The 25331-nt window shown below is 49.2% G+C and carries 20 protein-coding genes and 2 pseudogenes; 4 read left to right on the forward strand and 18 right to left on the reverse strand.

Annotated elements, in window-relative coordinates:
• Positions 1-348: 348 nt before the first annotated feature.
• The 6 genes from NST99_RS21935 to NST99_RS21960 all read right to left on the reverse strand — a co-directional run bounded on the left by NST99_RS21935 (position 349) and on the right by NST99_RS21960 (position 9107).
• Entirely contained in the window at positions 349-2046 is a 1698-nt protein-coding gene (locus NST99_RS21935) for an extracellular solute-binding protein (RefSeq protein ID WP_341094347.1), read from the reverse strand.
• Positions 2046-3449: a response regulator transcription factor gene (locus tag NST99_RS21940; RefSeq protein ID WP_341094349.1), complete on the reverse strand. Its 1404-nt coding sequence runs from the start codon at positions 3447-3449 to the stop codon at positions 2046-2048. The genes NST99_RS21935 and NST99_RS21940 overlap by 1 nt, the downstream gene beginning before the upstream one ends.
• Complete coding sequence (locus tag NST99_RS21945; protein ID WP_341094350.1) at positions 3442-5187, reverse strand: sensor histidine kinase; 1746 nt, start codon at positions 5185-5187, stop codon at positions 3442-3444. The genes NST99_RS21940 and NST99_RS21945 overlap by 8 nt, the downstream gene beginning before the upstream one ends.
• A gap of 134 nt (positions 5188-5321) precedes the next feature.
• Positions 5322-7157, reverse strand: coding sequence for an ABC transporter substrate-binding protein (locus tag NST99_RS21950; protein ID WP_341094352.1), 1836 nt, complete (start codon positions 7155-7157; stop codon positions 5322-5324).
• 82 nt (positions 7158-7239) lie between these two features.
• Complete coding sequence (locus NST99_RS21955; RefSeq protein ID WP_341094354.1) at positions 7240-8133, reverse strand: carbohydrate ABC transporter permease; 894 nt, start codon at positions 8131-8133, stop codon at positions 7240-7242.
• 14 nt (positions 8134-8147) lie between these two features.
• On the reverse strand, positions 8148-9107 hold the full coding sequence (locus tag NST99_RS21960) for an ABC transporter permease (protein WP_341094355.1): 960 nt from the start codon (positions 9105-9107) through the stop codon (positions 8148-8150).
• A 297-nt stretch (positions 9108-9404) separates the two neighbouring features.
• On the opposite strand from NST99_RS21960, the gene NST99_RS21965 reads away from it, so the two are divergent.
• Positions 9405-9941 (forward strand): CDP-alcohol phosphatidyltransferase family protein, encoded by a 537-nt coding sequence (locus tag NST99_RS21965; protein ID WP_341094357.1) that lies wholly within the window; start codon positions 9405-9407, stop codon positions 9939-9941.
• A 25-nt stretch (positions 9942-9966) separates the two neighbouring features.
• On the opposite strand, the gene NST99_RS21970 is transcribed toward NST99_RS21965, so the two are convergent.
• On the reverse strand, positions 9967-10827 hold the full coding sequence (locus NST99_RS21970; protein ID WP_341094358.1) for an aldo/keto reductase: 861 nt from the start codon (positions 10825-10827) through the stop codon (positions 9967-9969).
• Between the two features lie 49 nt (positions 10828-10876).
• On the reverse strand, positions 10877-11209 hold the full coding sequence (locus tag NST99_RS21975) for an ArsR/SmtB family transcription factor (protein ID WP_341094359.1): 333 nt from the start codon (positions 11207-11209) through the stop codon (positions 10877-10879).
• Positions 11210-11403: 194 nt separating this feature from the next.
• On the opposite strand from NST99_RS21975, the gene NST99_RS21980 reads away from it, so the two are divergent.
• Positions 11404-12948, forward strand: coding sequence for a right-handed parallel beta-helix repeat-containing protein (locus NST99_RS21980; RefSeq protein ID WP_341094361.1), 1545 nt, complete (start codon positions 11404-11406; stop codon positions 12946-12948).
• A gap of 259 nt (positions 12949-13207) precedes the next feature.
• Here NST99_RS21980 and NST99_RS21985 read toward each other — a convergent pair.
• Positions 13208-13978: pseudogene (locus NST99_RS21985) on the reverse strand (IS5 family transposase).
• A 1333-nt stretch (positions 13979-15311) separates the two neighbouring features.
• Between NST99_RS21985 and NST99_RS21990 the strand changes: the two are divergent.
• Positions 15312-16031: a tachylectin-related carbohydrate-binding protein gene (locus tag NST99_RS21990; protein ID WP_341094363.1), complete on the forward strand. Its 720-nt coding sequence runs from the start codon at positions 15312-15314 to the stop codon at positions 16029-16031.
• 378 nt (positions 16032-16409) lie between these two features.
• The gene (locus NST99_RS21995) at positions 16410-16775 is read left to right on the forward strand and encodes a GIY-YIG nuclease family protein (RefSeq protein WP_341094365.1); all 366 of its coding nucleotides are present in this window, start codon (positions 16410-16412) and stop codon (positions 16773-16775) included.
• Between the two features lie 813 nt (positions 16776-17588).
• Here NST99_RS21995 and NST99_RS22000 read toward each other — a convergent pair.
• From NST99_RS22000 to opp4C, 9 genes and pseudogenes are all read right to left on the reverse strand, one after another.
• Positions 17589-18351, reverse strand: a pseudogene (locus NST99_RS22000) (IS5 family transposase).
• Positions 18352-18397: 46 nt separating this feature from the next.
• A complete protein-coding gene (locus tag NST99_RS22005) occupies positions 18398-19282 on the reverse strand; it encodes an SMP-30/gluconolactonase/LRE family protein (protein ID WP_341094367.1) in 885 nt (294 codons plus the stop codon).
• A gap of 116 nt (positions 19283-19398) precedes the next feature.
• Positions 19399-20073 (reverse strand): hypothetical protein, encoded by a 675-nt coding sequence (locus NST99_RS22010; protein WP_341094369.1) that lies wholly within the window; start codon positions 20071-20073, stop codon positions 19399-19401.
• Complete coding sequence (locus NST99_RS22015) at positions 20066-20755, reverse strand: hypothetical protein (RefSeq protein ID WP_341094371.1); 690 nt, start codon at positions 20753-20755, stop codon at positions 20066-20068. Before NST99_RS22015 ends, NST99_RS22010 begins: the two co-directional genes overlap by 8 nt.
• Positions 20756-20769: 14 nt before the next feature.
• Positions 20770-21402, reverse strand: a complete 633-nt coding sequence (locus NST99_RS22020; RefSeq protein ID WP_341094374.1) for a YhbD family protein — start codon at positions 21400-21402, stop codon at positions 20770-20772.
• A 185-nt stretch (positions 21403-21587) separates the two neighbouring features.
• Complete coding sequence (locus tag NST99_RS22025; protein ID WP_341094375.1) at positions 21588-22199, reverse strand: 50S ribosomal protein L25; 612 nt, start codon at positions 22197-22199, stop codon at positions 21588-21590.
• Positions 22200-22475: 276 nt separating this feature from the next.
• A complete protein-coding gene (locus NST99_RS22030) occupies positions 22476-23441 on the reverse strand; it encodes an ABC transporter ATP-binding protein (protein WP_341094376.1) in 966 nt (321 codons plus the stop codon).
• Positions 23434-24417, reverse strand: a complete 984-nt coding sequence (locus NST99_RS22035; protein WP_341094377.1) for an ABC transporter ATP-binding protein — start codon at positions 24415-24417, stop codon at positions 23434-23436. The genes NST99_RS22030 and NST99_RS22035 overlap by 8 nt, the downstream gene beginning before the upstream one ends.
• A gap of 14 nt (positions 24418-24431) precedes the next feature.
• Positions 24432-25292, reverse strand: a complete 861-nt coding sequence (gene opp4C, locus NST99_RS22040) for an oligopeptide ABC transporter permease (RefSeq protein ID WP_379144776.1) — start codon at positions 25290-25292, stop codon at positions 24432-24434.
• Between the last annotated feature and the right edge of the window lie 39 nt (positions 25293-25331).

Consider the following 25331-nt stretch of genomic DNA (forward strand, 5'->3'; position numbering starts at 1 on the left):
CTTCTATCCTTACGGACCGGACTCAGGTGCAGCTATTCCATCGATTACAGCCATGATTCGCACCAGGATCAGCATATAACGTCACTGGAGTCCGAATGTCCAAAAAACACACGGTCTATCTTAAATAAGGACGCTGGGGTCCGAAAGCTTGTTTATACAACGCTAGAGCTGCTAAAGCCACTCACTCGAAACCAAATGTCTAATTGCACTCCACCCGTAATCTCCTTACATACTTCATTCTTTACGTTTACGTCACTTTAAATCTCAGTCAACACCAGAACGGCGTCTTATTCTATCCCTTACTCCCTATCCACCCCCCACCTTCCTTTCCATGACCGCCAAAGCTCGCTATTCCGCCGTATCGCCCATTTGCTCCGCCTCTCTGCTTTTCACGATCACATTGACTTCTTGGGTGATCTGATCCCCGCCCTGCCTTTTCCATTCCGCCACAAAAGTATCAAAGCTGCTCACCGGCGTATCACCGACGATAATATTCAGGAAGGTCTCGCTCTCCAGCTTCTGCAGCGCCGGCCATACACTCTGCATATGGGTTGTGCTGCCATAAAAAACGCTGCGCACGCCCTCGATCGCCGTCGTGGACAATACGGCTGCCCCGTATTTGTAAGAATTGGCTGCTTTCCAGCCCTCCAGATTCTTCTTCGGCTGCTCCTCCTCGGCGAGCCACCGCTCATAGATGACCCTGGTATCCGGGTCCAGCAGATCCGGGTCGATCTTGCCGTGCAGCGCCTGCTGAATGTCCGCATAATGCTTCTCAATAGCGCCGGAATAATCTATCAGCAGATCAAACGGGTAATACGCACGCGGCTGAATGCCGGTCTGCGCCGAGAAGTCATCCAGTTTCTTGACTTCCTCCGTGTTGGGGTCCCGTCTTCTCTCCAGCCGGGTGAAGACGTTGAGCAGCTTCATAACGGCTTCGGGATGCTCATACCCTTTGCGGACGACCAGATAGCGGTCAGTGACCGGCGCCATATGCGCGACGAATTTGCCTGCGCTGTCCAGCGGCGCGGCATAGGCCCGCCATTCCGCCTTTGTATCAAGTGCCACTGCCTCTGACAACGGATAGTAGGGCATCCACCACGGGCCGAAGAACATCCCCGCATTACCGGAGATAATTGGCTCCTGCGTTTCTTTATAAAGCGCAAATTCAGGGTCGATTAGGCCGCGTTTGTACCAGTCGGCCAGCTTGGCTAACGCTTCTTTGGTTTCCGGTGCAACTGACCCGTAAACAATCTCGCCGCTGCCCGTTCTGATCCAGTTGGTAGGAAAAGCGTGAAAGGCGCTGAACACGGAGTCCAGGCCATTCACATGCGGCTTGGTTCCGTACACGATATTTTTGTAGGCGCTAAGCCCCAGCGTATCCCGTTTACCATTGCCGTCAGGGTCCCGCTCAACAAACGCCTTCGCGATGGCTTCAATATCCTCAAAGGTCCGCGGAGCCGGAAGCTCCAGCTTGTCGAGCCAATCCTGGCGGACCCAGAGCAGCGACAGGGAATCCGCATTGATCGCCACATTCGGCAGCCCGTACAGCTTGCCGCCCCGGGAGGCATCGCCGAGCGCCTCGCCTTTGGTCGAATCATACATATCCTTGATCAGCTCTGAGCCGTATTGCTCGTATGTTGCGGTCAGATCCGCAATCATATCGCTGTCGATCAATTTTTTTAATTGATCCCTGTCCACAACCACGGCATCGGGCAAATCGTTGCTGTCGATAGCCAGCTGCACTTTTTGACTAAATGGCTCCTCGCCTTTTGCCTCCCAAGAGTGGATAACCCTGATGTTCGTGAGGTCCTCCAGATACCGGGAAATCGGGTTATTGTCATTGCTGTCGCCAGTGTTCAGCCGGGAATCAGGCACTTTGAACCCTACGCGCATTACGACAGGGTCTTCATATCTGCCATAAGCAGCAGTTTCGGCGGCACCGCCGTCCGGTTCGCTCCCTGCGGAATCCGGCTGCACCCTGCTGCCTTGGCATGCCGGCAGACAAAGCAGCAGCATGGCGGAGACGCAAACAGTAAGCCTCTTCATCAGGTCCTCATCCCCTCCGCACGGTATTCACTCGGCAGCTTGCCGACACGATCCCGGAACAGCCTGCTGAAATAACGGTCATCCTCAAAGCCTGATTTGCAGGCAATCTCGCAAATGGGTTCATTACTTTCCAGCAGCAGCGATTTGGCCAGATTCAGCCGCATCCCCCGCAGACTCTCCCCAAAGCTCTCACCGGCAAAGCGGGCGAAGCACTGGCTGAAATAACCCCGGCTCATATTGACAGCGGCTGCAACATCGCTTTGATTGATTTTGTCCCCGGCATGGCTTCGCATATAACGGACAGCCCGGATGAGGCAGAGCATCACCTCTTTGCTCAGCCCAAGCTCAATCATCCGCCGCTGCGCATGATCGGAGAACTGCCGCAGCCAGTGTTTCCATTGGCACCAGTTCAGGTTATTCCCTGCCGCCGCTTGCAGCTGCGCCGTCTCCTCGGGCTTCAGCAGCAGAGCCCCCCAATTCCCGAGCAGTGCATACCCAAAGTCGGAAACCCGCTGCGGTGAAGGCTGCTGTATCACTACTCCCGCCATAAAAGTCTCCCATCCGCCCCGGTCTATCGTCCATCTGAGATTCAGCGCTCCTTGTAGAACATCTTCCTCATCACTGAACATCGTTGCTTCCGATGCCATTACTTTAAGCTCTGCATAGTTCAGTCTGGCCGGTTCCTCGGCTCCGCCGGAATAGAACAACGCATGTTGCGCTGACAGCCCAAGGATCTTCTCCACTTCCTGCAGGCTTTGATGCCGCAGTCCGCTCACCAGCGCCGTCTGCCAGCGGCCCCCAAGCACTTGCTTGAGCTCACGGCTGCCATCTTCCTCCGCAAACCGCTGGTGCAGCGGCGTGATCCACATGTCCTGAAAAGTGATCAGCGGATGGTTCTTCACCACCGAGAGCTGAAACAGCTCTTCCTCGCTGGCCCGGGGGTCCAGCGGCAGATAGAGCAGCGCCTTGTCCGCAGCGATAATCCTGCCCTCACCGCGGCTAAGCGACTCCCGGGTGCTGTCCTCCCACTTGATCCGTTCCACCAAACGGCGGATCGTCTCATCCGCGTTCTCCACCTCCAGTAGTGTCTTCACGATGTAATCAACCGCACCCAGGCGCAGCGCCTCCTGCACATAATCAAATTCATGATGGCAAGTCAGCACTACACAGCGGATGGCTGGGAACCGCTGCCGCACCTGCCGGATGAGATCAAACCCGGACATCCCCGGCATGGTGAGATCGACAAACAGCAAATCGGTCTCCTGCTCGCGGAGCAGGGCCAGCGCGGCGTTGCCGTCCCCGGCCTCGCCGACAATCACAACTCCAAAGGACGACCAGTCAATCAGCGAGATGAAGCCTTTGCGCACAAGCCGCTCGTCATCGACCACAACAGCCTTAATCATCGAAGTCCTCCTTGCTTTTCTTAGGTATGATAATGGATACACATGTGCCTTCACCCGGGTTGCTGGTAATTTGCAGTGTCATCTGCTCTCCGTAATACACCCTCAGCATCCGCATGACATAGGAGAAGCCAATGCCGAGTCCCCGCTTTCTGGCACCGTCATCCGAGAGCAGCTCTTCAATCTTGTCAGGGTCCATTCCCGTTCCGTTATCCTTCACACACAGCAGAATTTCATCTGCACCATGCGCAGTAATCATAACCTCGACCTTCCCGTTATCACTAAGCCCGTGATAAATCGAATTTTCGACCAGCGGCTGGAGCAGAAAACGCGGAACCGCAGCGGACAGCACATCTTCCTCCGCCTGCACATTGAACTCAAATTCATAGTCGTAACGGATGCGCTGAAGCTCCATATAATTGCGGATGGCTTCGATTTCTTCACCGATCGTAACAATAATGCTCTGTTTGCCGAGATTGTAATGCAGCACCTTCACCAGCAGTGTGACCAGCTTGTCAATTTCCTTCTGCCCGTTCAGCCGGGCGAGCCATTGCACTGTGTTCAGCGTATTGTGCAGGAAATGCGGGTTGATCTGGCTGAGCAGCTTCTCAATCTCGAACTGGCTTTTCTGCTTCTCATTGCGGGCTACAGCCAGCAGCAGATCATTGACCTGATCCTTCATCTGCTGAAAGTTGCTCAATACAAAGTCAAACTCCTCCACATTCGTGAAGGCAACAGGGGCGGTAACATTTTCGGCCATACGGATAATTTCCACGTTGACTTTGCGCAGAGGGCCATAAATCCGCTTCCAGATCAACCAGGCCAGAACTCCGGCAAAGAGCAGTGTGGAGAGGGCGAGCAGAATCATTTTGTAGAACCAGGAGTAAATTTCGCTGTTAAATACCGATTTCTTCACGACAGCCACCAGCTTCCAGCCCTGCGGACTCTCGTATCGGAACAGATGGTAGCCGTCCAGCTCCTCATGCGGAAGCCCCGGAGATTTCCCGGCCGCCTTGACGATCTTTCCGGGCAGCTTGCCGTCGATGACATGGGTAAGTGTGCCGCTCTGGTTGACCAGCAGATGGTTTACCTTCATTCCATAGGCTTCCTGCTTGAAAATTTTGCGCAGCAGACTGTAGTTCGTCTCCAGATAGATATATAGCTGATGCTGGCCGCTCACCCTGACAATCCGCTGCTCGGAGAAAACCACGTTATCGCCTACAGCATACATCGTGCCATGCGGCCCGTAATAATCAGCTCCGTTATAGCGCATAAAAGAAGGCAGCGTGCTGAGATCAAAGTTCCTCCGCGCACTCATGTTGGTAAACAGCACCGGGTCCTCGCTGCCCGGCATAATATAGGCAGTTAACCCTATGTAAGGATTGGTGAAGTTGACCAGATTGATCTTCTGGTTGATCGAACTCATAATCTGCGATTTGCGGTAAATCTGCTTCTCCAGCAGAAAAGCAGACATTTCCTCCACAATCTGACCGTCCAAAGCAAACTGCTTAGAGGCAAAATCAAGGTTGTCGATAGCATTCTCCAGGCTGAGCGCCTCCTGGCGCAGACTTGCGCTGATCCCGCTGCCGATTTTCCCCGAAAGAATCGAATAGATCGAAGTGTAGGATATAATTCCGACGATCAGGAGCGGCAGCAGCGTACCAATCAGCAAATAAATCACCAAGGTAGTCCGCAAAGATTTAACTGCCGGTGTATGGCTCCCTGGCTTCGTTCTGCACATTTTCCGTATCCTCTCTTCTTTTTGTAAGCGTTTTATATAATAGAATTAGAATACCAGATTTAACCTGAACTGAAAATAATAAGGCAGAACAGCTCACCGCGCCGCCCTGCCTTATCTTTATGCTCTGTCCCTGCTTACTTTACACTTTTGCGGGCCTCGAACAGCTCCTCCGCTTTTTTGACCGAAAATTCAATAACGTCGGCATAGCCGAGACCATTGACCTTGTCATGCATTTCCTTGTTCAGCTTGTCAAATTCAGCCTGATTTTTGGCAAAAACCATTTTCCAGGAAATCTGCTGAATGACTGTACCGATCTGTTTGTTTTTCTGCTCCAGCGTTTTATCCATGATCAGCGGCTCTTTGCCGGTGAAGCCCTGCGGCGCAACGGCGAGCAGATTGTTTTTTTCAAAGTATTCCTTAGCCGTCAGTACGCCCATCTTTGCTCTCCAGTCACTATCAAGCTTCGATGGATTGCGTTCCAGTGTTGTCTTCCACAGATTGTGGTCATACGGCTCGCTTGTCTCGGGATTCTCCATCGCCGGAACAACAAACGAGAAGTTCATCTGATTTGACCCGTAATAATAGTCACCGCCGCCGAATTCTTCAGGTACTTGGGTGTTCTGCTGGTCCGTGTAAGCCTTCCAGCCGAAATCGGTGACTACTGGCTGGCCATTGCTGTCAATATCCCAGGTCAAACCCTTAGGACCGTTAGGTACAGCTGTTCCGCTGCCTGCCGAGAGCATCGCGCCTTCCGGCGTATACATCCAATTGAGGAACTCCATAATCCGTGCAGGCTCCTTGGCCTTTGCTCCGATGGAAATAATGCCGTTGCCGCCGTACACATTGAAGCCTGTTGAATACATCAGTTCATCCTTGAACGGCACCAGTGCAAAACCTTTGCCTTCCGCCGTTCTTTCCGCGGTATTGTAGTTGGCGGCACCAAGCCATGGGAACCAGGAGAATAGAATACGGCCATCCTTGTATTTCGCCACCACATCATCAAATTTCTGAGTCAGGGAGTCAGGATCGAGCAGCCCCATTTGGTTGGCTTCGTAATACAGCTTGAGCGACTTCATGTACCAGCTGTCCTCAGAGAGAAAATCATAATATTTCTCTTCATCGGCTTTGACGTAGACTGCAGTATCAGGGATTTCATCATAGCCCAGCATGTTGGCGAATTGCTTTGCCAGCGTCATTTTGTAGTTGCCGTCCCAGTCGGACCAGAGCGAGAAGGCATAGGTTTTTTTGCCTTGCTCATTCTTCGGCTCAAGCTCCTGCATCTTTTTCAGGACCGGCAGGTAATCCTCAATGGAGTTAATCTCCGGTGCCCCGATTTGCTGGTACAGATCCCAGCGTAAATCCGGTCCCCAAGTCATATCCTTTCCTTCGGAAGGGCCGGAAGGATTGGTAGCAACACTGTTTCCGATGCCATAGACTGCGCTGCCCCCGCCAAAGGCAATTTTAGCCTTCTCCACAGCTTTCGGGAATTGCTTCATGATATCGGCGCCGTATTTATCAAGCAGCCCATCCTGCGTCCAGTCCAGCAGCAGCTTTCCTTTGATCGCATTGGGATAGTGGTTTTTATCATCCCCGAAGACGATGATATCTCCAAGATCGCCGGAAGCCATCATTGCCGAGATTTTGGTGTCCCCGCCGGTCAGATTAGAGGCGACGATATCCAGCTCGATGTTGAATTTATCCTTGATGACCTTAGCGAACCAGCCGGTCTGCGGACCCGCATAGTTGGCGGTTGTTGAGAATACCGTCAGCTTCAGCGGTTTGGAATGATCAAGTGCGCCATCATCCGGTGCAGCGGTTTCTTTTGCCGCATTCGTAGCCTCGGTGACCGGTTTATCTGTACTCTCCGCTTTGCCCCCATTGCCTGAATTCCCGTTTCCGCCGCCGCAGGCTGCCAGAACGAACACCATGATGGCGCTCAGCAGAAGCAGCGATAACCTTCTGAACTTCATAGCTTGTTACCCCCTAAAAGTTTTGTGAGAATCTGCTCCTCTTGAATCTGCATCGAACAAAACTCGTTTCGAAATCATACACTCAGCCCTTGACTGCGCCGATCATAATGCCTTTGACAAAAAAACGCTGGAAAAACGGATACACAATCAGAATCGGCAGTACCACAATCATCGTTACTGTCATCCGGACCGAGGTCGGTGTCTGCATGTTCTGGACGCTGGCGGCCATATCCGGTGAATTACGGATCAGCGCTGCCAGCGAACTGGACTCATTTAAGTAACGCCAGAGCAGAAACTGCAGAGTGTAATATTTCGTATCGGTCATCAGAAATGCGGTATCAATGAAGGAATTCCACTGGCTTACCGCCGAAAATATCGTAATCGTAGCCAGAATCGGTGTCGTCAGCGGGACAATAATACTCCAGAACACCCGCAGATAACCTGCTCCGTCCATGCTCGCGGATTCCTCCAGTGAAGGCGGGATCGCCTCCACAAAGGTTTTGACCAGAATAATATTGAAGGGCGTAATGATCGTCGGCAGAATATAAGCCAAATAATTGTTGGTCAGATGCAGGTTGTGCATCGTAATGTACCAGGGAATCAGCCCGGCGCTGAAATACATCGTAACCACGACGCTGCGGTACCAGATTTGCCGGCCCCACATCTCCTTCTTGGTGAACAGATACCCCAGGAAAGCCGAAGCGCCCACGGTCAGCATTGTGCCGACTACTGTACGGTAGACCGACACCAGCGCCGCATGGCTGAGCCCGCTGATCCGCAGCACCTTGAAGTAGTTGTCGAAATGGATCTCACGCGGATAATATTTGATATAGCCTGCTGCACTGAGATCATTGGAGCTGATCGTGTTGATGAACAGATAATAGAACGGATAAATACAGCTCAGGGTGAACAATCCGAAGAGCAGATAGTTAACTCCCTGGAACAGGGCATCGCCGGGCTTAAGCTTTTTTCGCAAGTGGAGTCACCCCCTTAAATGATAGATTCGTCGCGCACCACTCTCGAAAGCGTATTGGCCGCGAACAGCAGAATGACGCTGACGACCGATTTCAGCATGCTGACCGCCGTGGCGAACGGGAAGTTGTTGGCAAAGGCGATATTGTACACATACAGGTCCAGCACTTCGATGGCATCCTTGTTCATTGCGTTCTGGAAGGCAAAATACTGTTCCATCCCGTTATTCACAAAGTTCCCGATCGAAAGCAGCAGCAGTACAAAGAAGGTAGGGATAAGACCGGGCACGGTAATATGCCAGATTTTGCGGAACCGGCTGGCTCCGTCCACCTCTGCCGCTTCATACAGCTCCTGGTCAATGCCGGCAATCGCCGCCAGATACAGGATTGCCCCCCACCCGAGCGATTTCCACCAGTACCAGGCAATCATCGTGACCCAGATATTCGAGCTGGAAGCAAGGAAATTGTATCCCTCATCGACTATACCCAGCTGCACGAGTATGCCGCTTACCACCCCGCTATCCACGGAAAACAGCGAGAACGCCAGCGCATAGACGAGAATCCAGCTGATGAAATTCGGAATCGTGGTCAGTGTCTGTACGAACTTGCGGTACCAGCCCGACTTAATTTCGGTGAGCAGTATCGCAAAAATGACCGGAAAAACAGAGGTGATCAGCCCCAGGGAGCTCATCGCCACCGTATTCTTCAGCACGCGCAGCACTTCAGCAGTCTGCGTCGGATTCGAAACCATAGTCTGGAACCATTTCAGCCCGACATACGGCGTGTCCGACAGCGGAATGCCGGGGATGAAATCATAGAACGCGTAGACCCATCCGCTGATCGGCAAATAGTAGAAAATAAAGGTCACAACAAGAAACGGAAGCGCCATGAGAAACAGCTTGTGTTTGTTTTGCAGCTTCCTGCGGGATGGACGGGCCGGCTCCACTCCGCGAAGCAGCTCTTCGGAAGGTACCCCCATATCGGAATCTCCTATATCCAGATTTTTGTTTACGCTTTCATCCTAACAGACCTAAGCACACCGCCGGGAGAGAGGACAGATCGCCTTTCCGTGAGAGCTGTAGCACGGTTTCGGACCATTTTCGCAGGGGATTGGACCATTTTCACAGGGTGATGCCAAAAGAAACAGACCGCCGGGAACGGGTGGCCTGTTTAGAGTTCTATTGTGAAATTATGAATTGCACATGAAGACGGTAACTGGGATGATTATCGCATCAATCAAATGAAGGGGACGCATTCTTCATAGGAGGTTATGCCGTTGTTAAAAAATACCGCAAATATCCTCTCAATCAGCCGGATCATGCTCTTGCCTGCCTTATTTTTCACTTACGGCAATGCCCTGCTCTTTACGTTAATCTATCTGGCTTGCGGGCTTAGTGATGTCTTGGACGGGTATATAGCCCGTAAGACCAAAAGTGAAAGTACCTTGGGCGCGAAGCTGGACTCCATTGCCGACCTCGGTTTTTTTGCTGTAGTTATGGTGTCGATCATTTTCAAGAATGGGGATGAAATATTAAAATACCTGCCATGGATCGCTGCCACCGTGCTCATTCGCCTAACCAACCTGTTCATTGCGGCGTATAAATATCATTCATTTGCCATCCTGCATACCTGGGGAAACAAACTTGCCGGTTTTTTGCTGTTTGCAACTCCGCTCATCCTTCACCTGGATCAAGCAGCATGGCTTTTGCCGGTATGTTTCATCGCCGTTCTGTCGGCAGCGGAAGAGAGCATTATTCACCTTACCTCCACCGAACTTGATTTGAACAGAGCCAGCCTTTTTTACAAAAAATAAGTGAACAGCTCGTCTATTTTGGAATTCATCTAATAAATAGCTTCATCAACTTAACATAAAACGGATTCACTATGTATCCGGTCGGGTTTACTGAGTACCTTTTACCCGTATTTAATCGGTTGACCTTCTCCATCTCTTCTGCGGTTAATTCAAAGTCGAATATTTCGCTGTTTTCTTTTATCCTTTTGGGGTTTGAAGATTTGGGGATTACAATAATCCCCCGCTGCAGATGCCAACGCAAAATAACTTGCGCCGCCGACTTTTTGTGATGACGAGCGATTTCCGCTAACTCCTGACGCTCCAGCAGTGCTTTGTTACCTTGCCCCAATGGCCCCCAGGCCTCATGCGAAATTCGATGCTGCACAAGATAATCATGCAATTCGTTTTGTGGAAATTCCGGATGGGTCTCGATTTGGTTAATCATCGGCGGAATTCTGGAATGCGCTATAAGATGTTCAAGATGTTGTATCTCAAAATTCGCAACGCCGATAACTTTGATTTTCCCTTCGGAATATAATTCCTCCATCGCTTTCCATGCCTCAACGTAATGAGGACTTGCAAAATGAATCAGGTACATATCGAGATAATCTACTTTAAGTTTTTTGCAGGTATGTTCAAAAGCCTTTTTCGTCGCCTTATAACCGAGATCCGTCGTCCACACTTTTGAGGTAATGAAAAATTGCTCCCGGGGGATCCCGCTTTTTTGAATCTCCAAACCGAGCGCTTCTTCGTTTCCATAAATTTTGGCCGTATCGAAATGACGATAGCCAACACGAATCGCCTCGCGGATTGCCCTTTCGAATTGTTCTCCTTTTTTGATTTTATACACACCAAAACCCAATTGTGGAATTTTGACGCCGTTCTTTACTTCAATTACATTGTTCATTCTGGGTTCGTTCTCCTCTATTTATGAATGAAAAATTAATCCTCATTTGTCATTCGCACTGTGAAAGCAGCATCTCAATTTCATCCACGAGATTTTTCAGCAGCTTTAGCTTGCTTGTAACGTCCAGACGATAATAATTCTTGGCCCCTTCTTTACGAACACTTATAATTTGTGCATCCTTCAATATTCTTAAATGATGGGAAACGGACGGACGGGACAGATGGGTTCTCTCCTTAATTTCACCCACCCGCATGCCAGGATATTGTTGTCCTTGAATCAGGGTCATGAGAATGGCTTGCCTGGTTTCATCTCCGATTGCAGTTAATACCTTTTGATTATTTTTAAATTCGTTTGTGAGATTAGCTATGATCTCTTGTTTCACATGATTCTCCCCCTTCCTTGATTCAAGTGTTTAATTCTTTCGACGGATAAAGGATAACACACGTCTCTTTTTCGAAGCCACATCGGGAAAGTAAATCGAGACCATTTATAAACATTTACTAGGCGCATAAGAGCCGCTTCCGGAAGGCTGTAGTATAATTACAAGAAACATTCAGGAAAGGCAGATCCAGCACAATGCAAACAAAGCGTAAATTTTTCATACTGGGTTTGGCAGTTGCAACCGTAATGATTATGCTGTTGCAATTGCGTACCACTTCTATTTCAGCAGCTGCTCCTACTTATTTTGTAGACTCCAAAGGCAACGATGATAACGCGGGCACCAAAAAATCTCCCTGGAGAACGCTCCAGCATGCAGCAGACTCCGCAAAACCGGGCAGCACGGTGTATGTAAGAGGGGGCGTCTATAAGCAAAAGCTTAAAATAACCCGTTCAGGCTCAGCCCGGGAGGGTTCGATCACGTTCGCTAATTTCCCGCAGGAAAGAGCAATCCTTGATGGCAGCGGACTTTGTATCACAGGACAACAAGGCCTGATTGAGATTGAAAATGCCAGCTATATTACGATAAAGGGGTTTGAAATCCGTAATTTCAGCACAGCAAAAACAGATCAGCTACCAATAGGTATATTTGTCCACGGTTCTGGTAGCTATATTAAGATACTGAATAACAAAGTACATGATATCAAAAATACCGCAACACCCGCCGGCAGTGACCTGCTTGGCCGGGATGCTCACGGTATCGCTGTGTATGGCACTGATGCTCCCGCCTCCATTCATCATGTAACGATAGAAGGTAATGAGCTTTATAAGCTGGTACTGGATTCAAGCGAGTCCCTTGCTGTCAACGGAAATGTCGATACTTTTGCCGTGACGAACAATCTCATTCATGATAATGACAATATCGGTATCGACCTCATCGGCTTCGAAGGAACGGCGCCGCATCCGTTCTACGATCAAGTGAGAAATGGAGTAGTTAGTGGCAATAGAGTATATAACATCACCTCCAACTTTAACCCTTCTTACGGTACATCACTTCCTAACCATAGCAACGCGGCTGGCGGTATTTACATCGATGGGGGAAAAGACAGCGTTATTGAACGAAATTACAGTTACAACAACGATATTGGCATTGAAATTGCCAGTGAACATGCAGGGAAATCCACAAGCGAGGTTACCGTGCGGAGCAACATAGTCTACAGTAACCGGTATACGGGAATAGCGCTAGGCGGATACGATATGGAACGAGGTTCGACAGTAAATTGCAAGATCATCAACAATACCCTATATCACAATAATTCGCTAAATGATGGCAGTGGTGAAATTTTGCTACAGTACGATACCAAAAATAATATGATCACCAATAATATCGTCTTTGCGAATTCATCGAATGTCTTCATCTATAACGAACAGAAGAAAAACTCGGGAAATGTAGTGGACTACAATCTTTATTACGCTCCCGGAGACGTATCGAAAGCAAGTTGGATTTGGAAAAAGCAGGAGTATATCGGTTTCTCCAACTATAAGGCCCGCACCGGAAATGATAGTCACTCGGTATTTGCCGATCCTGGATTTGTGAATCAAGCCTCACATAATTTTCACCTTAGAGCTGCCTCCGCCGCAATCGATGGAGGTAAATCTTACAGTTTCATCCTTAAAACCTTGGACATCGACGGTCAAGCAAGACAACGGGGAGCATCAGTTAACATAGGGGCCGATGAGTAACAGCTCCGTGCGTCCGATAGTCTTTTCTCAAGAGATTTACCCGAAGTCTTTTACAAGCTCTACAATTTCGAACAGTTACCTCTTAAAGGAGAGGTAGAGGTGGATTTTGTAATCGATACTGACACGGATAGGATTTACAAACCGAGTTATTGAGATAACGGAACACCTTAGTTCATAGAGCAACGGCAGTCTAGAACGATATTTCGTTCATGGCTGCCGTTGTTTCTTTTATTTGGGTTACTAGGGCGGGTATGCAAACCTAAACGAGCCACACCATAATCGAAGCCAGTGTCAAAAAAGCCTTAAACGTGCAGGCCAGTTTGTCATAGCGGGTCGCCAATCGGCGGTAGTGCTTTACTTTATTGAAAAAGCATTCAATGAGATGGCGCTCCTTTGTAGATTTCTTTGTCCCATTTTCGTTGCTTTCGACGGTTTTTCTTGCTGGGAATCACCGATACTGCGGATTGTTCCTTCAAGATCGAAGAATTCGATCGGTATCGTAAGCGCGATCCGCCAAGACTTGGCTTTTCATTAACTCCATCTGGCTGGCTAAGCATCTCGTATCCGGTTACCGAGTCGTGGCATTGGCCACCGGTCAGCTCAAAGCAGGGGATTACCCAAGGCATCAACAACCGCATGAATTTTGTCGTTAATCCGCCACGGGAACGCCCAATTGCTTGTTGAAGGCCCCCCCCCCTTTTTTTGCGCCTGCTCCATGCTGATGGACACGGACAATCGTTGCATCAATCATGATGAGTTCAAAGTCGATTTCAATAGAGACATGCTCGAGTATTCGATCCCAAATGCCGGCGAACTGCCAGCGACGAAACCGGCTGTAAACGGTAGACCAGGAACCATAGTATTCCGGTAGATCCCGCCACGGCGCCCCTGTTCGTGCGACCCAAAGCATCGCGTTTAGCATTTTACGGTGGTCTTTCGGGGGTCTCCCTCCTTGTGGTTTTCGTTCTGGCGGCAGCAGGTCTTTGATTTGTTCCCATTGGTCATCGCGTATTTCGTATCGTCTCTTAATACTTAATACTTACCCATTTTGTAGATTTATAGTTTGCATACACGCCCTAGTTATTGTTGGTATATTTTACCTTGGTCAGCTTGGGAAAGTCCTAATATTTCCTCTTATCGGTTTGCATAAACCGCGTAAGGTTTACAGATCAATTATTAATGTAGAGCAAATGGATAATTCTGAAACTGAAAAGTTACAACCTCTTTACGATCACTTACATATGAAAATTAATGATTAAACTAGGCTTGATAGTACTACGCACTATCTTTACATGATTAAAGCCGACATGAGTCGCAATAGTGGTGATGGAAAGGCTTGTGTGTTCAGTATCTCAATACTTCTCTTAATGATATTCAATGAGGGAGTGGTTTGAATTACCTTCATAAAGCTTCTACCATATTCGGCAATACTTATGTTTGCAGCTCTCGCTATATCACTTTTCAGCATAATACTGATGAATATATCCAACGAGTAACTGAATTCGTTCCTGTTGTTGCAAGATTATCTGCCTATAAATGACCTTCTGTGAGTCGATTTAAGACTTGATAATTGAGAGTGTCCGTTTGTGAGGATGGAGCCGGAGAAGGGCGGGGCAGCACAAGCCATGCAGCGTGCTGATGGATTATAGCCTGATCCTATACAGCAAAACCGACATATGAAGATTGGATAGAGACTTTCTCTGGATACATCGGCGATATTTTTGATTTCATTATGAAAGCACCTTAACCGGTGCTTTTTTTTGCCAAAAATCTCATCCCGGGGGTGGTGATAGTGTAATGGGCAAAGCAAGTGTAGAAAGAAAATAAAGTGTTAGACTGAAAAACAAAGTATTAGACTCGGAAAATAAAGTTGTAGACTGGTGCTCCGGATGAAGCCCGGCTTCCCGTTTAGCGCGTCCGGCGGCGTCCGGCACGAGTTCCTGGTTCTCTTTAGAAGCGCCAGGCAGCGGACCGTCAGCCGGTTACGTCGACCAACTGCTTCGCAAGCTTCAGTCTATTACTTTATTTTCTGGTTTGTTTCGTTTTGGCCACTCTCTTGATGCATCAGTCTAATACTTACTTTTTATTACCTGACGATTTTCATTACCGAAAACCGCGTAAAATCAACAACTCCGGTCTAATACTTTATTTTCTTCTTCACCTACTGATGCTCCTGGATGTTATTTTAGATGTGCAGGATAGACTCGGACTCGATATGTCCGCCGGTGGCCATCTACAATTCCATTACTCAGCTATGCTCCAGTCTACTGTTATTTTCTTTTGAGACCACTAATACATAAATCAACCATATACTGCAAAAAATGTACAAATGGAATTCACACATGAAAGAGGGATGTTAAAAATTGAAATATAAATTTGTCTTCGCAGATATAAATGAAAATCGTAATATCTATGCCGTTGCGCCTAATGGTGATATGTTCTTTTATAGAGATCTATTCCAGAACGGGCAACCCAAATGGGCTTACGACGGTGTGGGCCAGAAGATTGGACATCGCTGGGGATTGTACAGAAACGTCTTTTCAGGAACGAATGGTGTTATCTATGCAATTGCCTACAGTGGAGAAATGTATTACTACCGTGATCTAGATTGCAATGGGACGGCTTTTTGGGAAAACAACGGTAACGGAATGAGAATTCATGCGGATAGGTTCAATTTCAGGTACGAAGTTTCTGGAGGGTTTGGCGTATATTTTAAGATAGACGATACTGGGAACCTTATTTATAACAACATCAGAAGTTCAACCTATAATCTCAAAATCGGAAAAGAATGGGGACAGTATCCGAAAGTGTTTTCGAGTGGAAATGGTAACTTATACGCCGTAACGGATAATGGGGACTTATTGGTATCCACAATTGTGGTACATGATCAAAGTAGAACATTTCGCTGGGACGTTGAAGGTGAAAAAATTGGACACGGATGGGGGGAGTACGTACACATTTTCTCGGGTTACGGTGGCTACATTTATGGGATAACAATTGATGGAGACCTATATTTATACCGAAGAAATCAGTACGGTCCAAATTGGTACGGTCCAGGAATTAAAATTGGGCATGGTTGGTAAGTGAATAAATTATAGCAACAAAATATATCATTAAATGATATTCTATTCGTAATATTAATTTATTATAGAGACTGGCGAGCAGCAGGGAACAAGCCCAAAGGCAACATCATCTTTTGATGTGCTTCAGGAATTCCGCCTGTGGAGAGAGCGGTGATCCTTCCAGGTAGCCACAGCATTGTATAACTCGGTTACGGACCAACAGAAAGGGCGGCGGGGAGCTAGTGCGCGACCAGCTACAGCCAGAAAGCCTCCAAACCGGCTGCGATTAAATCGTGATCGCCGTCGAAAGGACTTAGCACAGCATCTTCTGTTACCAATCTGTAGGTCATATAGTAATAGTAAATACATTCCTTTACGCGAATATTGGAGGTAACATAGGTGCAGATTGAGAAGGAAATAAATAAGAGGATAATAACTATCTATGTATTAGAGTTAGAGGGAGGGAATTATTATGTCGGGCAAACTACAAATTTAAAAAGACGATTAGAAGAACATCTTGAAGGAAGAAGAGCTTCACACTGGACAAAGCTTCATAAGATAGTCAAACTGATTGAATCCACTGATTTAAGGTCAGTTAATTCGAAAAATGCTCTAGTAGAGGAGAATGAAGTAGCGCTAAAATATATGTCAATTTATGGATGGAAAAAAGTTAGGGGTGGTTGTTATAATTTAATAGATGAAGGAGTTACATATAAAACTCTATTAAAACGAAAAAAGAAAGATAGAATTAACTTTGACTTGTAAACAGTCCGTAACTCCTCCCGGTCGTAATCATTCGTATGGGATACTTCCCTGGTGTATGATGTAGTTGGCGCTTGAGCACGGACTGAATCCGTAACGAAATCGTTTGTTGGCATGCTGGTTGGGATGAAACCATTCTAGCGCTTCAGCAAGTCAGACCGGCCCATCTCATCAATAAAGGTAATCTCTTTAAGATGGGGAATCTCAATCAAGCAAAGGGAAGCCTACGCTCGACCGAGTCGGCGAGGGCATGCTGGTCCGCTGATTAGAATGATTCGGCCACGTTCCTGAATTACTTTCGGTCGGATAGCGTCGCCAACGAATCAGGGTGGTTGAACAAGACATACGACCAGTACGTCAAACAGGCAGAGGAGACCTTCGACTCCGCGAAGCTGGTCCAGCTGTACGCACAGGCAGAGCAGTTGCTTATGAGCCAAGTGGTCATTGTGACGCTCTATATTATGTTCCGATATTCTGTGGAACAGCTGGATCACTGGCGTATATATCGATTCATGGATGTTTGCCCAGTTAACTCATTAGGAGTTATTTTTTTATGTCCAGAATAGGGTCGGCAATGGGACCATGTTCTTGTCTTACAAGGAACTGTGTTCTTGTCCACAAATGTACAGTGACACAAAGATTACCCGGTTTAAAAACCTTATTTAATAAGGTTTTTTTTAATTTTCAAGAGAAACTTAGGTGTCATAAAATTGCGACACAAAGATTAACCCTTTAAGGGAAATTGACACCAAACTTTCCCCTTTTAAGGAATTTGTAATATATGAAGGAGAGTCAAATTAACTTGACTAGAAATTTTTACAACAATAAGTTTACATGTGTCAAAAAAGCCTTAAACGTGCAGGCCAGTTTGTCATAGCGGGTCGCCAATCGGCGGTAGTGCTTTACTTTATTGAAAAAGCATTCAATGAGATGGCGCTCCTTTGTAGATTTCTTTGTCCCATTTTCGTTGCTTTCGACGGTTTTTCTTGCTGGGAATCACCGATACTGCGGATTGTTCCTTCAAGAGTCGAAGAATTCGATCGGTATCGTAAGCGCGATCCGCCAAGACTTGGCTTTTCATTAACTCCATCTGGCTGGCTAAGCATCTCGTATCCGGTTACCGAGTCGTGGCATTGGCCACCGGTCAGCTCAAAGCAGGGGATTACCCAAGGCATCAACAACCGCATGAATTTTGTCGTTAATCCGCCACGGGAACGCCCAATTGCTTGTTGAAGGCCCCCCCCCCTTTTTTTGCGCCTGCTCCATGCTGATGGACACGGACAATCGTTGCATCAATCATGATGAGTTCAAAGTCGATTTCAATAGAGACATGCTCGAGTATTCGATCCCAAATGCCGGCGAACTGCCAGCGACGAAACCGGCTGTAAACGGTAGACCAGGAACCATAGTATTCCGGTAGATCCCGCCACGGCGCCCCTGTTCGTGCGACCCAAAGCATCGCGTTTAGCATTTTACGGTGGTCTTTCGGGGGTCTCCCTCCTTGTGGTTTTCGTTCTGGCGGCAGCAGGTCTTTGATTTGTTCCCATTGGTCATCGCGTATTTCGTATCGTCTCTTAATACTTAATACTTACCCATTTTGTAGATTTATAGTTTGCATACATGCCCTAGCGAACCCCCCCTGCAAAAACATTGGCCAGCACTCCCTGCACCCCGGCTTTAAACTTAAACAGTCCTCCAGCCAGCGGCCAGTGCTGCAAGTCTTCCTCGCTCATCCCGCTTCTCGCAGTAGTAATGTATAGCTCGTCCAGCGCCTCGCCCCCGAAAGTGCAGGAGGTTACATTTTTGGCCGGCACTTCAACCTTGCCGATCTGCTTCCCGGTGTGCGGATTCCAGCGCGAGACACAGCTCCCGCCCCACTGGGCCACCCAGAGCATGCCCTCACGGTCAATCGTCATCCCATCAGGACCGCCTGCACCTTCCGGCAAAGTAAAAATTGTCCTGCGTCCGCTGACTGTCCCGCTCTGCAGATCATAATCCATTACATCCACGCCCCGGGTCGGCGTATCAATGTAATACATCAGGCTGCGGCTGTCATCCCAGGCCAGTCCATTTGAGATGCCGATGTCCGACAGGACATGGCGCACCTCTCCGTGAGGCTCCATGACATACAGATTGCCCGCCCCCGGCGCTGAATCCATACTCATGGTGCCGAACCATAGCCGGCCTGCACTGTCGCATTTGGCATCGTTCAGCCGGTTGCGGGGCAGCTCGGGCTCCACTGCAGCGATAAGCTGCGGCTGCCCGTTCTTCTTGAAGCTGTAGATTCCGTCCTGCAGCGCAAGTATCCAGCCGCCGTCTGCGGCCGGCACTGCCGCACTGACCATGCTATCGAAGGAATAGCTCTCCTCGCCTTGTCCCATAGGTTCATAAATTCTCAGCTGTCTGCCCTCGATATCAACCCAATGAAGTTTACTTTCCTGTCCGTCCCAATGGGCGCCTTCCCCAAGCAGTGCTTTCGCGTCAATTACCAATTCAGCTTGTCCAATCATTGAAGCTCCTCCTAATTCATGCCAGTATATTACACTTCTCTTTATTTTACACACATCCACTTGTCTAATCTACACCGGTCGAAATCGACTGCTGTATACCTTGATGATCCGGCGGCTTACTTCGTAACCTTCACCTGCTGCTTCACGGTGGCGCTTTTGTGAATTTCCAGCTTGCTGCGGTATTCCACAATCCCGATTTCGCAGTCTGCACCAATGATGACGTTTCCCCCCCGCACCACTTCCGCTCGGGTATTTTGAATGTCCACCTGGTCTCCTTCAATCACCCGTGCAGTGAACAGAATCCCCTTCGACTGAACCTGTTTCAGCAGAGCCCCAGCCTTGCTGCGCTTGATGGTAATACTGCCTCCCCCGACATCCGACGATCGGCTGGGTCCAAACAGCACAAGCTCCAGAATGTCTGCATTCAGCAGCCTGCCTACCCTGAGCGCACCGGTCATTTGCAGCTTCTCCGCTTCGCAATCCCCGGACACCTCCAGATCGCCACTCAGCTTGAAACGTTCAGCGCTTAAGCTGCCACACTTTATCTCCCCCTGTCCGTGCAGGGCTCCTGCCGTAAGCCGCTCTTTGACTTCAATTTCACCGGTGAGCTTCAATTTCTCCGTCCGCAGACTGCCAGAGATCCCGCTGTTCCCGGTCAAAGAAAAGCTCAGGCAATCTACATCTCCGGCAAACTTGCCTTCACCGGTCACCTTAACATCGAGAAAGCATCCGCCCATAGACGATGAAGTTCCAAGAATTTTCAGATTATTGCGCTCGGCATCATTACTCACCGTACTTCTCCACCTTTCCCACACTTGAACCAGGATGCACTTTCAGTTCTGAGCGGTATTCCAACCGCCCGATCCTGCAGCCTATTCCGATTATGACCTTGTCGCCCCGCACAATATCCGCTGTCGTATTTTCCAGTTCAAGATAGTCACCTTCAATGACCTTGGCAAGCAGCTCTGTTCTTAACCGGGGGATCAACCCGCCCAGCAGTTTGTTCACAAGATGTGGATCCCTCTGCCGGACAATCAGGCTCTCCACACCGATCTCATCCGCCTTGCTTTGCCCCTCAAGAGTGAAATCTATATACCCTGCACTAAGCAAGCCGATTACTGTAAAACTTCCCTCACCCTCAAAACGCTCCAGCTCGCAGCTTCCTGTTACACGGATCATCCCGTTCAAGATACAGTTCTCGCCGCGTAGGGGACCGTCTATCGTGACCATTCCGTCCAGCTGCATTCTCGCGGACTCCAGGCTGCCGTTGATTTTGAGCTTTCCATTCACGTCCATTTCTTCTGCTGAAAGATTCCCGTTCATCTGAATAACCCCGTTGCCCTTGAAATTGCGCGCCAGAACCGGCCCGTTCACCCGGCTTACTCCGTCCAAATTAACGTTGTTATAGGTCCCGCCTGCGGCGCCGCTCACTCCGGCCATCTGCAAATCCGGCAGTTGTTTATCAGTAAGCATTAACTATTCCTCCCTTAATTCACTTTGCCCTTCAGCTGTTCCAGCAAATCCGTGAAAGCGAGTCTGCTAACAAGCCTTACGCCCTCATCAAAAACCAGATCGGCTGGAGATGCAGCGAGCAGGAACATGCTGACGCCCATTTTGCGGACAAAAAACAGCTCCCAGCTTTTCCCCTCGAACCTCTGCGTATTCACCGTCAGTGTATAGAACAGCCTGTCGGCTTCATCCAGATTCACCTCGCCTTTGCTAAGCAAGAGGTCAACGGCAAATAGATGTACAATCTGCTCAAAGGCATATTCCTGAACTCCGCCTCCGTCCAACCCGCCGAATCTGTCCAAAGTCAAGTTCGAAACAATGTTACGTTCTAACAATTGCTTCGCCGTCAACGACAGCTTGTAGAGGGTTGAAGTATCACCTAACCTGCCTGCCAGCTCATCCAGTGAAAGATCATCCTTCATGTGGATAATATTATGGATCCGACCCAGAATTCTGTCTTTCGGAAAAAAGGTTTCCTGCCCGGTAAACGTAGATTTGCGGATAAACCACTCCTCGGGAATCAGCTGTTTCCGTTTCCAGCGGTACAACTGCCCATAAGAAATGCCGGTCAGCTCCAGCAGATCCTTCTTGGAGATCAAATCTTCTTCCATCTTGATCACTCCTTGAAACGATCGTAACATAACACTGTTACGTTGTAAATTATGAAACAACAAATTTCCCAGCTCCTTAACAAGTCACATCAGCCAAATCATTGTCACGCAAAAAGAGCAGACAGCTCCTTGTCAAGGAAATGTCTGCTCCTATTTAAGCTAAATCTTCAAGTCCGCTAAGTAGTTTATTCTTCCGTCTTGCCTTCGGAAGCCACGGCTGCTGCCGGTTCGGCAGTATCCGTATCCGTCGGCTCTTCAGCAGCGACAGGAGGCGAAATTCGTACGATCAGTGTATCCTCTGGTGTCAATACTTCCCAGCCTTCATGCTTCGGCAGATCGGAGACCAGCAATTGATCGCCAATATCAAGGCCGCTGATATCTACTTCAAAGGACGCAGTCAGCTTGTCCGGCAAGGTACGGATATCCAGCTCATAGAGCTCCACCTGCTGACTGCCGCCGCTCTTAACGCCGACAGGATCACCTGTGAAGTGGAAAGCAACCTTGGTGTCCAGCTCAGCCTTCATATCAATCTGATGCAGGTCCACATGCAGCAGCTTGCGTGAAAGCGGCTGACGCTGCACTTCCTGGATCACCACATTCTTGGAGCCGGAATCCGGCAGTTCCACCTTAAGAATCGCCCGCGGGTTCTTGCCGAGAATTTCGTTCAATGTCTTCGCATCCGCTGTAAAGGATTGGCTATCTGAACCTGCACCGTAGACGACAACCGGTACAAAGCCTTTGCTCCGCTGTGAAGAGGTCGAGCCGGATCTTTCAGTCAAACGTACTGTGGTATTCATGATATTTCCTCCTAAAAGTTTTGTCAGCTTGGGCTGCAATGAATTACTACGAACAAAACTGGCTTCGAAAGCATATGCTTAGTTTTGTCAGCTTGGGCTGCAATGAGTTACTACGAACAACTGACTTAAGTATTAAAAAAAACAAGACCAATTAGATGTATAGGTCTAATCAGTCTATTATTAACCATATTTACCTGCTGTGGAAACAGTATAGCACTGCCAATACATCAAGTCAAAATCGGTAAATATTCAATTATAATACATATTTATAAGTAGTTACGCCAAATGACACGCCACATAATGGCCTCCGCCGGCATCGCGGAACACCGGAATCTGCGACTTGCAGACCTCCACGGCAAACGGACAGCGGGTATGGAATTTGCAGCCGGAAGGCGGGTTTGCCGGGCTCGGAATATCGCCTTGCAGTACGATCCGCTCCCGCTTCAGCTTTGGAATCGGAACAGGAACCGCCGAAAGCAGCGCCTTGGTATACGGATGCAGCGGATGGCGGAACAATTCGTCCCTAGTCGCTGTCTCCACCATGGAGCCCAGATACATCACACCGATCCGGGAGCATAAATGCTCCACTACGCTGAGATCGTGGGAAATAAACAAATAGGCCAGTCCCTTACTCTGCTGCAGCTTGCTGAACAAATTGATGATCTGGGCCTGAATGGACACATCCAGTGCCGAGACCGGCTCATCGGCTATGATGAGGTCAGGATTCAGAATCAGCGCCCGCGCTATTCCAATCCGCTGGCGCTGGCCGCCGGAGAACTCATGCGGGAAGCGGTCGATATGATAGGAGGACAAGCCGCAGGCTTCAAGCGCATCCAGCACCAGTCTCCGGACCTCCGGTTTGGAGCAGAGTCCGTGATCCAGCAGAGCTTCGCCGATGGCGTCACCAACCCGGACTCTAGGATTAAGCGCGCTGTAGGGGTCCTGAAAAATCAGCTGCATCCGGGGCCGCAGCTGGCGCATCTCAGCGGGTGAAAGGCTGTGAATGTCCACACCCTTAAACTTAACCTCTCCGGCTGTTTTTTCGGTCAGCCGCAGAATGGTCCGGCCTACCGTACTTTTACCGCTGCCGGATTCCCCGACAAGTCCGAAGGTCTCGCCCGGCTGAAGCCGGATGCTGATATCATCCACAGCTTTAACATGTCCTACCGTACGGCTCAGCAGACCTTGCGTGACCGGAAAATACTTCTTCAAATGATTAACTTCAAGCAGTGCCTCAGACATGGACTTCGCCCTCCTCATACAGCCAGCATGATACTTTCTGCCCGCCGCCCGTCTCCTGGAGCTGCGGCTGGCGGCTGCGGCAGACCGGCATGCAGTGCTCACAGCGGTCATGGAAATAACAAGACGGGGTCAGCGTAAGCGGATTAGGCACCTGCCCCGGGATTGAATACAGCTCCTCTTGACGTTGGCCCATCACAGGCTTTGACTTCAGCAGACCTCTTGTGTAAGGATGTTTGGGATTCTTAAACAGTTCGACAACCTCGCCCTCCTCGACGATTTTGCCGGAATACATCACAATCACGTAGTCTGCCATCTCTGCCACGACCCCAAGGTCATGGGTGATTAGCAGGATCGACATTTTGGAGCTTTCCTTGAACCCGCGCAGCATATCCAGAATTTGCGCCTGGATCGTAACATCCAGCGCCGTAGTCGGCTCATCGGCTATCAGCAGCTTTGGATTGCAGGAAATAGCGATGGCGATCATGATCCGCTGCAGCATTCCCCCGCTCAGCTCATGCGGGTAACTGTCGGCAATCTGCTCAGGCCGGGAGATCCCCACTTGCTGGATCAGCTCAATCGCCCGCAGCCGGGCTTCTTTTTTCTTCATTTTCAAATGAACGGTCAGCGGCTCCATAATCTGCTCCCCGATCTTCATTACCGGATTGAGCGATGACATCGGTTCCTGAAAGATCATGGCAATCTCGTTGCCGCGGATCGCCCGCAATGTATTTTGGTCGAGCTGCAATAAATCTTCTCCCTGAAAATCAATACTTCCTCCGGCAACCCGCCCTCCGGGCTTCTCCACCAGGCCCATAATCGACATGGCGGTTACGCTTTTGCCGCAGCCGGATTCCCCGACAATGCAGACCGTTTCCCCTTCGCGTACCTGGAAGCTTATATCATCAACGGCTGTTACATTCCCTTCTTCTGTGAAGAACTTGGTGCTGAGACCGTCTATTGTCATTAAATCCTTCATCGGATGTTGGACACCTACCTCTTCTGTTTAGGATCAAGCACGTCTCTGAGGCCGTCACCGAATATATTAATGGCAATGACCGTGGCGAATATCGACAGACCCGGCGGAATCCACAGCCAAGGGCGATTCTGGAAATCGATCATATTATTCGCAGCATCAATCATGTTCCCCCATGTCGGCGTCGGCGGCATAACCCCCAAGCCGAAAAAGCTGAGTACGGATTCGCTGAGAATCGCTCCGCCGATGTTAAGCGTCGCCATCACGATCAGCAGTGGAACGATGTTCGGAAGCAGATGGTTGAACAGCTTTCGGCGGTCGCTAAGCCCCAGCACTACCGCAGCCTGCATGAATTCGCGTTCCCGCAGGCTGAGCATTTGGCCTCTCACCATCCGTGCCAGACCCGGCCAGTTCACGATACTCAGCATAAGCATAACAATATACATCCGGTAGTCCGTCGGAATCTTCCATTCCGACAGCAGCGCACCGAAGATGAACAGCAGCGGCAGACTGGGAATCGTCATCAGCAGATCCGCAATACGCATAATGATCTGATCGGCAATCCCGCGGTAATAACCGGCTATTGCCCCCAGAAGGGCGCCGAGAAATACCGACAATACCATCGAAGCAAGTCCGACTGTAAGCGAGATGCGTCCGGCCTGCATCACCCGCGTCAGTATATCGCGGCCCAGCGCATCCGTTCCCAGCCAATGCTTGAGATTTGGTGCTTTATTCATCATGGCCATATTGATTTTGTTATCTGTATACGGCGAGAACAAAGGTCCGATAAAACAAAGAACAAACATAAATACAACGACTACAAAACCGGATACCGCCAGCTTGTTATGAAGCAGTCTCCGTATGGATTGCCGGAACAGTGAAGATTTCTGGACCTTGGCTGCAGGCCTGTGAAGCTC

The organism is Paenibacillus sp. FSL L8-0470 (assembly GCF_038008625.1).
Lineage (GTDB): Bacteria > Bacillota > Bacilli > Paenibacillales > Paenibacillaceae > Paenibacillus_AQ.